Genomic DNA, 12,127 nt, shown 5'->3' with positions numbered 1-12,127 from the left:
GCCCGGTTACATTTCGAACCCGGAAGCTAAGCCTTTCAGCGCCGATGGTACTGCAGGGGGGACCCTGTGGGAGAGTAGGACGCCGCCGAACAATCTTTGGCCTCAACCCCCGGACCATGTCCGGGGGTTGAGGCATTTCTGCGTCTAGGCTGCCTCCATGCGCTATGACCTGGTGATCTTCGACAACGACGGCGTACTCGTGAACAGCGAGCCGATATCCAACACGATCCTCGCCGCCTACCTCACCGAACTGGGCTTCCCCACCACGTACGAGGACTCGATCCGCGACTACATGGGCTCGGCCATGAACCGTATTCACGAGCTCGTCCTGGAGCGGTACGGCGAACGGCTCCCCGAGGACTTCGACGACGTCTTCCACGCTCGCGTCTTCGATGCCTTCCGGCGCGAACTGCAGCCCGTGGCAGGCGTCGACGAGGTGCTGGACAAGCTGTCCGCCGACGATGTGCCGTACTGCGTCGCCTCGTCCGGGAGCCATGACCGGATCCGCGTCGCCCTCCGCAAGACCGGTCTCTACGACTGCTTCGGCGAGAGCCGGGTCTTCAGCTCGCAGGATGTCGGCCGCGGAAAGCCCGCCCCCGACCTCTTCCTCCACGCCGCCGCCTCCCTGGGGGTGGAGCCCGACCGGTGCGCTGTCGTCGAGGACAGTCCGCTCGGGGTCCAGGCGGCTCGCGCGGCCGGTATGGACGTGTACGGCTTCACCGCCATGACTCCCGCCGCCGCGCTGGCCCCCGCCACCGCACGCTTCGGCGACATGAGGGAGCTCCTGCCCCTCCTCGGCTGAGCCGTCCCCAGCGACGGCCGGCCCACGCCCTGGCGGGTCCAATCGGGACATGACGGCGTCTACCCAGCGGTAGCGCCGGGTCGTACGCTCCACGGCCATGGACGCAAAGCTGCGGCACGGCCGGGCCTCGCTGACGGTCAGCTTCTTCGTACAGGGCGTCTGCTTCGCGCTGCTCGTGACGCGGATCCCGGCGATCCAGGACCGCTACGGGCTCAGCGACGCGTACCTGCCGGTGTTCCTGGCCGCCGTGCCGATCCTCGCCGGCGTCGGCAGCATCCTCACCGAGCACCTGGTCAAGCGCATACGTCCGGGAGCCGTGCTCCGCTGGGTCCAGCCCGTGGTCTGCCTCGCTCTCCTCGGCGCCGGTGCGGGCACCGAGCTGTGGCAACTGGCCACCACGCTCGGCGTGTTCGGGCTCGCGGTCGGCGGGCTGGACGCGTCCATGAACATGCTCGGCGTCAGCCTGCAGCGCACGTACGGGCGCAGCATCATGCTCGGCTTCCACGCCGCGTACAGCCTCGGCGGGATCCTCGGGGCCTCGCTCGCGTGGGGCGGCGCGCACTGGAAGCTGTCGCTGGCGGTGCTGTACGGGCCGGTGGTGGCGGTGCTCGTCCCCGTCGTCCTGGTCGTGAGCCGCTGGTACGTCGACCAGGCACGGCAGGCCCGCCATCAGCCGCCCGCGCCTCCGCTCGTGCCGCAGTCCAACGGCGGCCGCAAGGCGACGCCTCCGGCGGCCGAGACACGGGCCGGTGCCGGGCTCTCGATGACGCTGCTCCTCCCCCTCTGCCTGGTCATGACCTGCGCGTACATCGGGGACTCGACCGTGGCGAACTGGAGCGCCAAGTACCTCCAGGACGTGCTCGGCAGCTCCGAGCAGCTCGCCACCGTCCCCTTCAACGTGTACATGGTGACGACGCTCATCGGCCGGACCGTGGGGGACCGCGGCGTCCGCCGGTTCGGGGCGGTCGCGGTCGTACGGGCGGGGACGGTGACCGCGGCCGCCGGCTTCGCCGTCGTCGCAGCGGCGCCCGGTGCCTGGTGGGGGATGCTCGGGTTCACGCTGCTGGGCTTCGGCCTGTCGGTGATCGTCCCGCAGACCTTCGCCGCCGCGGGCCGCCTCTTCCCCGACGCGTCCGACGCCGCCGTCGCGCGGCTCAACATCTTCAACTACGTCGGCTTCCTCGTCGGCTCGCCGCTCGTCGGTGGTCTGGGGGACCTGTGGGGCTATCGGGGCGCCATGCTCGTACCGATGGCGCTGGTACTCGTGACACTCGTGTACGCCCGATCGTTCGGCGCTGAACCAACCCGATACGGTGGCGGACATGAGCGGCCGCGCACAGCTGATGTGGGACGAGGCAGTAACGGGCTATGACTTCGGGCCCGGACACCCCATGGATCCGGTGCGGCTGGCACTGACCATGCGCCTGGTAGAGGCGTTCGGGCTGGATCGCGCCATGGACGTGGTGGCCGCCAAGGCGGCGGGGGACTCCACGCTGCGGCTGGTCCACCGGGCCGACTACATCGAGGCCGTACGGCGGGTGTCGGCCGATCCGAAGAGCGCGGACGGTTCGTACGGGCTCGGCACCGAGGACGATCCCGCGTTCGCCGGGATGCACGAGGCGTCCGCGTTGATCGCCGGGCAGTCGGTGGGTGCGGCGGAGGCGGTCTGGCGCGGAGAGACGCAGCACGCCGTGAACTTCGCGGGCGGGCTCCACCACGCCATGCCGGGCAGCGCCGCCGGCTTCTGCATCTACAACGACGCGGCGCTGGCCATCGCCCGGCTGCTGGAGCTGGGCGCGGAGCGGGTCGCGTACCTGGACGTGGACGTGCACCACGGCGACGGGGTGCAGGCGGCCTTCTGGGACGACCCGCGAGTGCTGACGGTCTCGGTCCACGAGCATCCGCGCACGCTCTTCCCGCAGACCGGGTGGCCCGAGGAGACCGGCGGCCCGGACGCGGAGGGCAGCGCCGTGAACGTGGCGCTGCCGGCCGGCACGGGCGACGAGGGCTGGCTGCGCGCCTTCCACGGGGTCGTGCCGGAGCTGCTGGCCGCCTTCCGGCCTCAGGTACTGGTGACGCAGCACGGGGCCGACACGCACTTCGAGGACCCGCTCGCGCACCTTGCGGTGAGTCTGGACGCGCAGCGCGCGGTGGCCGAGTCGGTCCACGGGCTGGCTCATGAGTACGCCGAGGGGCGCTGGGTGGCCCTCGGCGGTGGCGGCTACGCGATCGTCGACGTGGTGCCGCGGTCGTGGACGCATCTGGTGGGGATCGCGGCGGAGCGGCCGGTGGAGCCGGAGTCCCTCGTACCGGAGGACTGGCGCCACCAGGTGTACGCACGGACGCGGCAGATGGCGCCCGGGAGGATGACGGACGGGCGCCGACCGTCGTGGCGGGACTGGGAGGAGTCGGGGTACGACCCGGCGGACCGGCTGGATCAGGCGATCCGCGCGACGCGCATGGCGGTCTTCCCGGCGCACGGGTTGATGCCGTAGCACTGCGCGGGCTCCGAGCGCGTACGGGCTGATGCCGTAGCACTCCGCAGGTTCCGAGCGCGCACGGGCTGTGACCGCGACGCGCTGGTCGCCCGAGCACGCAGAGGCCCAGATCGCGCCAACTCCCGGCCGCTTTCCGGCCGTTACGCGGCGGGATCGCCGTTTCCGGCCCGTACGGGCGGTCCACTCCGTGACGCGGAATTACGCCGACCGTGGGGCGTACGTCCGATCCTCGGCCCTTCACCCTCGCCATCGGCGAGCATCGGGGGCGTGCTGAGTGCTGGAGCGTTACGAGCGCACCTGGTGGCGGCGCGGCTGGCCGGGACGGTGACCACGTCCCGCGAGGAGAGCCTGCGCAGTTACCGGCTCTTCGCCGCGGGGGATCCACGGGTCCGGCTGGGCCTCGAGCCCGGACAGGCGTGGGACGAGCCGGGTCTGCTGCGGTTGATGGCCGACCGGTGCGGTGTGTCGGACGATCCCCGTCATGTGTCGGGACCGGATGTGATCGATCCCGATCGGACGGTGGCGGCGCTCGACGCGTTCGCCGACCGGCTCGGTGCCGTCGCGGCGGCGCGTGCCCCCGTACTCCTCGGCACCGGACACCCTCACCGGCTCCTGGGTTTCTACGCTTCCTTGGCTGCCGCGCTGTCGGCGGCAGGATGTCCTGTCCTCACACCAGCGCATGGTCGATGTGTCGACATAGTGACCCGGTTCGGCGTACGCACGTACCGCCTCGACTACGTACGAGGCGTCTCGTTCGTACGGGAGCCCGAGGCGGGCCGTGACGGCGTCGGCGGCGGCGCTCACACCCACTCCCCGCTCCCGGTCAGGGTCGCTCTCGCCGCCGCGGCCGACACCCACGGGACGCTCCCCGCCCTCGTCGTCGGGGACCACGGATGGGTCTGCGGGGCTGGTCAGCTGGGGATCGAGGCGATCGGGCCCGCGGATACGGACGATCCCGCGCCCTTCGTGGGCGAGGCCGAGGGCTTGGTCTCGGTGGCCGTTCCGCTCGATGACGCTGTGCGGTCCGACTACTACCGTCCGCTTACTCGCTATGTACTCAATCGAGCGTGTCTGTCACGGTAGGCGGTCGATGGCTGCTCCTCTTCCCCACTTGCATCACACGCCCCTACTCTGGGGAAGAGCGCACAGGGACGAGAAGTCACCGGAGGGGAAGCCGGTGCCCGTCATGTGCGGAAGGTTCAGGTGTGTCATGGCTGCTGGCGAGAAGCCTCTGAACGAGGTTCAGTTCTTGACTGTGGCGGAAGTCGCCACGGTGATGCGCGTGTCGAAGATGACCGTGTACCGCTTGGTGCACAGCGGTCATCTGCCTGCTATCAGGGTGGGGAGGTCCTTCCGGGTTCCGGAGCAGGCGGTGCACGACTATCTCCGCGAGTCCTATGTGGGGGTGGAGACCGCCTGACGACGACCCTCGGATTACGTTCCTCACTCCGTGCCGGGTAGGCTGGCCCGCCGTAGGTCGTGTGGGCTCGGACGCCCCGCACCGAGTGATTCGAAGTGAGCGAGGGTAGTCGTGGGCTCTGTTATCAAGAAGCGGCGCAAGCGGATGGCGAAGAAGAAGCACCGCAAGCTGCTCAAGCGCACCCGCGTCCAGCGTCGTAACAAGAAGTGATCGACCGCTGAGCGTGACACGACGCCCTCCCACCCGTTCGCCGGTGGGAGGGCGTCGTCGTCTTCCGGTGTCCCGCGTCCGGCTGGAAATGTAGCTCTATGCATCCTCGGGTCACCACAGTGCAACATCCACTCGATACGGTGACCGCGGAAGCAACGGACCCGAACGCCGTCGAAGTGCGGGAAGGAAGGCGCTGATCTTGGGCAGAGTCGTGCTCGTCACCGGTGTCGCGCGACAGCTCGGGGGCCGATTCGTACGGCGTATCCAGCGCGAACCGGACGTCGACCGGGTCATCGGGGTCGATGCCGTACGGCCCGAGCACCGGCTCGGCGGGGCCGTGTTCGTCCAGGCCGACATCCGGCAGCCGACGATCGCGAAGGTCCTCGCGGAGTACTCGGTGGACACCGTCGTTCACATGGATGTCACCGGCACCCCGCTCGGCACCCGCGGCAGCCGGAGCACCATCAAGGAAACCAACGTCATCGGCACCATGCAGCTCCTCGGTGCCTGCCAGAAGGCGCCGTCCGTCACACGGCTCGTGGTGAAGTCGACCACCAGCGTCTACGGCTCCGCGCCGCGCGACCCGGCCGTGTTCACCGAGTCGACGCCGCCGAAGTCGCTTCCCAGCGGCGGCTTCGCCAAGGACGCGGTGGAAGTCGAGGGCTATGTCCGGGGCTTCGCGCGCCGGCGGCCCGATGTCGCGGTCTGCGTCCTGCGCTTCGCGAACATCCTCGGGCCCCGCGCGGACACGCCGCTCGCCGACTACTTCTCGCTGCCCGTCCTGCCGACCGTCCTCGGGTACGACCCGCGGCTGCAGTTCGTGCACGAGGACGACGTGATGGAGGTGCTGCGGCTCGCGTCGTTCGAGCCGCGCCGCGGCACGCTCAACAGCGGCACGTTCAACATCGCCGGCGACGGCGTGCTGCTCCTCTCGCAGACCGCCAGACGGCTCGGCCGCCCCACCGTGCCCGTGCTGCTGCCGGCCGTCACCTGGGTCGGCCAGGCCCTGCGTTCGGTCGGCATGACGGACTTCTCGCCCGAACAGATCCGGCTGCTCACCCACGGCAGGGTGGTGCAGACGACGCAGATGCGCGAGACCCTGGGGTTCCACCCCCGCTACACGACGGCGGAGGCTTTCGCGGACTTCGCGCGCAGCCGCGGACCGGGACTGCTCCCGCCCGAGACCCTCGCCCGTACCGTCGACCGGCTCGCGGATCTCGTCTCCGCGGCCCCCAGTGAGGAGCGCACCTGACATGGCCGATGCCAAGGTCATTCCCTTCGGCGAGGATCCGAGGTCGCGTCGCGGCGGCAAGGCGGGCAAGCCCAAGTCCGCGGTGAACGGGCGCAGGTCGGGCCAGCTCTCTCCCGTACCCGAGCAGCAGCCCGGACAGGGCACGCAGGAGCCGGAGGCGGGCTCGGCGGCCAGGAGCGGCGGAGAGGCCGTGGAAGGCGCCGACGGGGCGCGTACGGGCGGCGGCTGGGACCGCAAGCTGGCCCAGGGACTGTCGTTCCTGCGACGGCGGGTGACGGGGGACTACGAGGTCGACGACTTCGGCTACGACGAGGAGCTGACCGACCAGGTCCTGATGTCGCTGCTGCGCCCGCTCTACGACAAGTACTTCCGGGTGGAGGTGAAGGGCGTCGAGAACATCCCGGACGCCGGTGGCGCGCTGATCGTCGCCAACCACTCCGGGACGCTGCCCATGGACGGGCTGATGCTCCAGGTCGCGGTGCACGACAACCATCCGGCGGGGCGCCATCTGCGGCTGCTCGCCGCCGACCTGGTCTTCATGCTGCCGGTCGTCAACGAGCTGGCGCGCAAGGCCGGTCACACGCTCGCGTGCGCCGAGGACGCCCAGCGGCTGCTGGAGCGCGGCGAGGTGGTCGGGGTGATGCCGGAGGGTTTCAAGGGCATCGGGAAGCCGTTCTCGGAGCGCTACAAGCTGCAGCGCTTCGGGCGGGGTGGGTTCGTCTCCACGGCGCTGCAGGCGCGCGTGCCGATCGTGCCGTGCTCGATCGTCGGGGCGGAGGAGATCTACCCGATGATCGGGAACGCGAAGACCCTCGCGCGCGTGCTGGGCTTCCCGTACTTCCCGATCACGCCGACGTTCCCCTGGCTCGGGCCGTTGGGCGCGGTGCCGCTGCCGACGAAGTGGACGATCCAGTTCGGTGAGCCGATCCAGACCGACGGCTATCCGCTGGAGGCGGCGGAGGACCCGATGCTGATGTTCAACCTCACGGACCAGGTGCGCGAAACGATTCAGCACACGCTCTACAAGCTGCTCGTGCAGCGGCGGTCCGTGTTCTTCTGAGCGGTCGTGCCGGTCGGATCCCGACGGCACGACGAACGGCGCTCGGCCTCCTCACAGTGACTGTGTGAGGAGGCCGAGCGCTTGTGATGCGACGAGCCGTGACGCGGTCGCCCGTACGGGGACTACCGGTCGTCGTCCCCGTCGATGCCCAGGCCCGGGAGCAGGCCGGGCAGCAGCGGCGGGAGCGTGATGTCCGGCTTCGCCGAACTGCCCGAGCTGCCACTGCTGCTGCCGGGCAGGGTCGACGCACTGCCCTTCGGCGGGTCGAGCAGGTCGCCGGCGCCGCCGATCAACCGCTCGTCCAGACGCTGCGATTCGCTCGGCCGCGGCGTGGTGCCACCGCTCTCCCCGCGTCCGGACGAGGAACCTGCCGAGGACGGTGTCGAGTCCCGCGATGCCTTCGAGTCGCCCGTGCCCGAGGAGTCTCCTGTCCCGCCGCCGGCGGGGCCCGAGGTGCCCGGTGCGACGGGCAGCAGCGATTTCAGCGGACCGACCTCTTCGTCTATGGCGTCGAAGACGGAGGTCACGCCGTCGCCCACATCGGTGAGTTGGACGGGGAGCCGGTCACGCAGCTCGCTCCAGCCCTTGCGGTTGGAGGTCGAGAACGACTCCAGCGCCTGGATGGGGGCGAGCGAACCGTCGCGCGCGTACGCGGCGGACAGCAGGCGGTGGCCCTCGGATGCGTCGTGGCGCATGCCGGAGAGGGCACGACGGACCTCGCCGACCGACTCCGGGTCCAGGTCGCCGGAGCGGCTGCGCTCCATGAGCCTGCGCGCCTCGTTCATCCGCGTGGACGCCTGGCCGAGGTAGATCTCGCCGCGGTCGGACTCCTCGTCCGCCATGCCGCGCTTCAGATCCTCCATGCCGCGCTTCAGCCCGTAGAGCGAGTCGCCGGGCAGGGCATCGGAACTGGCCGCCGCGACACCGCTGAACGCCCCCGCCGCCACGCCGACCGTGAGCCCGCCCGCCGCGAGCCCCTGTGTCCAGCGGGACCGTGGCTTGAGCTTGCTGAGCGACGTCGCCCGGTGGGCTCCCCTTCGCCGCTGCTCGGGCACGCGCGGACCGCCGGACCCCGCCCCTTCGGAGAGCATCGCTTCCATCGCGGCGACCAATTGCGCCCGCTGGACGATCCTGACTTCGGGGTCAAGCTCCGGCTTCGGGATCCGGGCGAGTCCCCCCGCCACCGCCGACAGTCTGTCCTGCTCGTCCGCCGCCGCCGGAGCACAGGTCTGCTCGGGCGTCCGGTCCTGGCCGGCCTGCCGCTCATCCAGGGCCTGGGCGAAGGCGTTCGCCCGCCGGTGCGCCGATACGTTCGCGATCACGGGCGGCACCTCCTCTCGTCATCACCTGCAACTCCCTGGCACGTATGGAAGGTTGCACACCTTGAGCGCAACCACTCCTTCGAGTGATGCGATCTGGACAGCATGCGACCACAGGGAGTCTGCAACCCGGACAACGAGCGGTGATGCAGCCGGGTTACGCAGTCACGATGATCCGACCGCTGGGTCATCTGGGGGTCACCGTACGTGGCGGCTTCTGCGGCGGCGCGTCGGGCCCGGGTGGGGCGTATCGCCGCGCAGCCCGGGTCAGCGGGCGTCATCCGGCAGAAGCCTGGCCAGTGTGCGGACCGCCCGGTACTGGAGGGTCTTGATAGCGCCCTCGTTCTTGCCCATCACCCGTGCCGTCTCGGCGACCGACAGCCCCTGCAGGAAGCGCAGCGTGACGCACTCCTGCTGCTGCGGGTTGAGCTTGCGGACGGCTTCCAGCAGCGCCGCGTTGGAGAGCGACTCGAGGACGGAGTCCTCCGGGCTGCGCTCCACCTCGTTGGCGTCCAGCATCTCGCCGGTCGTGACCTCGAGGCGGAAGCGGCTGGACTTGAAGTGGTCGGCGACCAGGTTGCGGGCGATCGTCACGAGCCAGGCGCCGAAGTCGCGCCCCTGCCAGGTGAACGTCCCGATACGGCGAAGTGCGCGCAGGAACGTCTCACTTGTGAGGTCTTCCGCGGTCGCCTTACCGCCGACCCGGTAGTAGATGTAGCGGTACACCGTGTCGGCGTACTGGTCGTAGAGGCGGCCGAAGGCCTCGGCCTCGCCCGCCTGGGCGCGCTCGACCAGGTCCATCATGCGACGGCTGTCGCTGTCCGCGGCGGGACGGCGTGCTGTGGTGGCGCCACCCGCGGCACGCGAACGTCTGCTGACCGCCGTCGTGTTCTCGGCCAGGGCGTAGGCAGGGCCGGCATGGCCGGCAGGGACAGGCGCGGCGAAGGCGGGGACGGCGTACGCGGTGGGGACGATGCCGCGCATATGGTCGGCGACCGTTGCGCGGAGCGTAGCCAGGCCCGAGGCGTCAACCCCGACGTGTGGGTACACGGGACTCCCAGAGGCAGAGCTTCCATCACGTGCAGTGCGGAACCGTTCACCCGTCGTAGGGACGTGTGGGTACCGGTTTGCGTCTGAGGAGAATAACGCTTCGTACAGGCGGTGCTACGCCGAGTTGCTCAAATCGCCGGGTCGGAACGCTCTGTTACGAATTGGTGACCGATAGAATATCGAACATTCGATAGATAATGATCGGAATTTTGCTCGATCCGCCCGAGTGGCGCTCAAGTCATGGCAGCCCGGGGACATCGGGACTGGCCGGAGGCCCGGAAGGGTATGTGGCTTGGATTGGGCTCAGGCCGCTTCGCGTTGTCCGTTTCGGTGCGGTACGCCTCCCATGACGCGCCCACGAACGATCTGGTTCCCGCGCGTTTCGCGCGCGTCTCGTGCACCACGCGGGCGCGCGTGTTGCACGGCCCGCCGGAATCGGCGGAGAGCCGTGCCGGTGCTCCCCGAACGAGCCGTGACCTCCCCGTTCGGCGGGTTGGACCGCAAGACCGCGAACTTCCCTTGATGTGGCGCGGGTCACATGGCGATTTGTGTGGTTGTCGCGGTCCGCGACCACGGGAGTGGGCCTGGTCCTCTGCGTCGTGCCGCGGCGTGTCGGAGCCCGGCGCGCGCGGAACGACGCGCGCCCCGCAACAGGAGCGCGCTCCGCAACAGGAGAGGGAGCGTGAGGGTTCGGGTGACGGTGCCGGTCGCGGCCGGAGGGGCACAGCGCGCTGTCGAGCCGTGCGCGGCCCGGGCCTCCCCGGTGCTCGGTGCGCCGGCTGCCCGGGGGGCCCAGGAATCAGCGGCGGCGGCGCTGAAGCGCGACCGCGGCCGCCGCTCCACCCGCCAGCGCGCCGACACCGGCCGCCGCGGGGATGCCGACCTTCGCCGCCTTGCGGCCCGTCCGGTAGTCGCGCAACCGCCAGCCGTGCTCGCGCGCGTGCTTGCGCAGCCTGCTGTCCGGGTTCACGGCGTACGGATGCCCGACGATCGACAGCATCGGGATGTCGTTGGCGGAGTCGCTGTACGCGGCGCAGCGTGACAGGGTCAGGCCCTCCGCCGCCGCCAGGGCGCGTACGGCTTCGGCCTTCGCCGGGCCGTGGAGGATCTCGCCGACCAGGCGGCCCGTGTAGATGCCGTCGACGGACTCGGCGACCGTGCCGAGCGCGCCGGTCAGGCCGAGGCGGCGGGCGATGATCGTCGCCGTCTCCACGGGGGCGGCGGTGACCAGCCACACCTTCTGGCCGGCGTCGAGGTGCGCCTGGGCCAGGGCGCGGGTGCCCGGCCAGATGCGCTCGGCCATGTACTCGTCGTAGATGTCCTCGCCCATCTCCATGAGTTCGGAGACGCGGTGGCCCTTCACGATGGACAGCGCGCTGTTGCGGGCGTCCTCCATGTGGGCCGGGTCCTCGACGCCGGCCAACCGGAACCACGCCTGCTGCCAGGCGAAGCGGACGAGTTCGCGCTTGCGGAAGAACTTCCGCTTGTGCAGGCCGCGGCCGAAGTGGAAGAGCGCGGCGCCCTGCATGACGGTGTTGTCGAGGTCGAAGAAGGCGGCGGCGTAGGAGTCCCCGGCGACGGGGAACTCCGGCTCGGCCGATTCCGCGCCTGCCTCCGCCTCGAGTTCCTGCGAGGTCTTACGGGCTGCTTCGGCGGCCGCCTCGCCGGCCAGCACGCTGCGTGCGGTCGCGGGGCGCCGGCGGCGCGTGAGCCATCCCCATCCGAGGTGCATCGCGGAGGGACGCCAACCGGAACGGTGGTCGGGCGACGGGAGGGACATGACGTGAGCATAGCCAGCCCGACCGGACAATCCGGAGTCGGGAGGATTCGGACGCGTGAACTTCCCCCGACGGATGTGTTACCGGGTGCCGACGGCTACCCCGTACGCCCCTCTTCGCGCCGGATGCGGCAACCGCCCGAGCGGGGCGCCGCGTTCACCCGCGCCCGGGTCCGGTGGGCTGTTCATCCGCAGGTCAGCGCCGTGCGGCGGGAGTTCAGCCGCCGCCCAGCGCCTTGCGCAGGCGGTCCGGGTCCACGCGCCAGAAGTCGTGCTGGGCACCGTCGACGAGGATGACCGGAATCTGCTCCCAGTAGAGGCGGTGCAACTCGGCGTCCTGAGTGATGTCTCTCTCGTTCCAGGAGGCGCCCAGTTCGTCGCAGACCGTGACGATCACCTCCCGTGCTTCGTCGCACAGGTGGCAGCCGGGCTTGCCGATCAGGGTCACGGTGCTGTCGGCGGGGTTCTTACGGGGCTTGCGGCGCAGCAGCGGGCTCATGGCTCCGGACTCGGGGGGTGTCGGACGCGGGGGCGTCGGATTCGGCGGGCGTCGGGTTCGGGACGGTGTCGGTTTCGGGATGGTGCCGGTTTCGGGATGGTGCCGGTTTCGGCCGGGCTGGTCGGATTCGGGGTGGTGGAGGGCCCTCGCCGTGCGGGTTGCGCGTGGGGCGCACGCGAAAAGGGTCGTGACGAGCGGGCGCGATTCGGCGGGATCGGGGGCACAGTCGTAGAAAGAAGT

12 protein-coding genes and 1 rRNA gene are annotated in these 12,127 nt (G+C 70.4%); 9 read left to right on the top strand and 4 right to left on the bottom strand.

The genetic code is table 11. The features are described from left to right. The 9 genes from rrf to ABZ822_RS32145 form a co-directional block, all read left to right on the top strand. Positions 1–91, top strand: a 5S ribosomal RNA gene (gene rrf / locus ABZ822_RS32185); the annotation flags it as partial. A 66-nt stretch (positions 92–157) separates the two neighbouring features. Then, on the top strand, positions 158–802 hold the full coding sequence (locus tag ABZ822_RS32180) for an HAD family hydrolase (RefSeq protein ID WP_360861942.1): 645 nt from the start codon (positions 158–160) through the stop codon (positions 800–802). Positions 803–899: 97 nt separating this feature from the next. Then, positions 900–2,174 (top strand): MFS transporter, encoded by a 1,275-nt coding sequence (locus tag ABZ822_RS32175; RefSeq protein ID WP_360861940.1) that lies wholly within the window; start codon positions 900–902, stop codon positions 2,172–2,174. Further along, positions 2,125–3,297, top strand: coding sequence for an acetoin utilization protein AcuC (locus ABZ822_RS32170; protein WP_360861938.1), 1,173 nt, complete (start codon positions 2,125–2,127; stop codon positions 3,295–3,297). The genes ABZ822_RS32175 and ABZ822_RS32170 overlap by 50 nt, the downstream gene beginning before the upstream one ends. 270 nt (positions 3,298–3,567) lie before the next feature. Next, positions 3,568–4,383: a phosphatase gene (locus tag ABZ822_RS32165; protein WP_360861936.1), complete on the top strand. Its 816-nt coding sequence runs from the start codon at positions 3,568–3,570 to the stop codon at positions 4,381–4,383. A gap of 127 nt (positions 4,384–4,510) precedes the next feature. Further along, the gene (locus tag ABZ822_RS32160) at positions 4,511–4,720 is read left to right on the top strand and encodes a helix-turn-helix domain-containing protein (protein ID WP_360861934.1); all 210 of its coding nucleotides are present in this window, start codon (positions 4,511–4,513) and stop codon (positions 4,718–4,720) included. A gap of 111 nt (positions 4,721–4,831) precedes the next feature. Beyond that, positions 4,832–4,930, top strand: a complete 99-nt coding sequence (locus ABZ822_RS32155) for an AURKAIP1/COX24 domain-containing protein (protein ID WP_003948845.1) — start codon at positions 4,832–4,834, stop codon at positions 4,928–4,930. Positions 4,931–5,129: 199 nt separating this feature from the next. Next, a complete protein-coding gene (locus ABZ822_RS32150; RefSeq protein ID WP_360861932.1) occupies positions 5,130–6,182 on the top strand; it encodes an NAD-dependent epimerase/dehydratase family protein in 1,053 nt (350 codons plus the stop codon). 1 nt (position 6,183) lies between these two features. Continuing rightward, on the top strand, positions 6,184–7,242 hold the full coding sequence (locus tag ABZ822_RS32145) for a lysophospholipid acyltransferase family protein (RefSeq protein WP_360861930.1): 1,059 nt from the start codon (positions 6,184–6,186) through the stop codon (positions 7,240–7,242). A 122-nt stretch (positions 7,243–7,364) separates the two neighbouring features. Here ABZ822_RS32145 and ABZ822_RS32140 read toward each other — a convergent pair whose 3' ends face one another. The 4 genes from ABZ822_RS32140 to ABZ822_RS32125 all read right to left on the bottom strand — a co-directional run bounded on the left by ABZ822_RS32140 (position 7,365) and on the right by ABZ822_RS32125 (position 11,887). Further along, positions 7,365–8,564 carry a DUF5667 domain-containing protein gene (locus ABZ822_RS32140; RefSeq protein WP_360861928.1) on the bottom strand — a complete coding sequence of 400 codons (1,200 nt, stop codon included), beginning with the start codon at positions 8,562–8,564 and terminating at the stop codon, positions 7,365–7,367. Positions 8,565–8,828: 264 nt separating this feature from the next. Next, a complete protein-coding gene (locus tag ABZ822_RS32135) occupies positions 8,829–9,611 on the bottom strand; it encodes an ECF subfamily RNA polymerase sigma factor, BldN family (protein WP_360861926.1) in 783 nt (260 codons plus the stop codon). Between the two features lie 799 nt (positions 9,612–10,410). Next, a complete protein-coding gene (locus ABZ822_RS32130) occupies positions 10,411–11,343 on the bottom strand; it encodes an HAD-IB family hydrolase (RefSeq protein ID WP_360861946.1) in 933 nt (310 codons plus the stop codon). 262 nt (positions 11,344–11,605) lie between these two features. Continuing rightward, a complete protein-coding gene (locus tag ABZ822_RS32125; RefSeq protein ID WP_360861924.1) occupies positions 11,606–11,887 on the bottom strand; it encodes a glutaredoxin family protein in 282 nt (93 codons plus the stop codon). Positions 11,888–12,127 lie beyond the last annotated feature (240 nt).

It is taken from the genome of Streptomyces sp. NPDC047108 (genome assembly GCF_040643575.1).
In the GTDB taxonomy this organism is placed as follows: Bacteria; Actinomycetota; Actinomycetes; order Streptomycetales; family Streptomycetaceae; genus Streptomyces.
The sequence above is the reverse complement of the archived record's forward strand: the minus strand, read 5'-3'. Positions and strand labels throughout refer to the sequence as shown.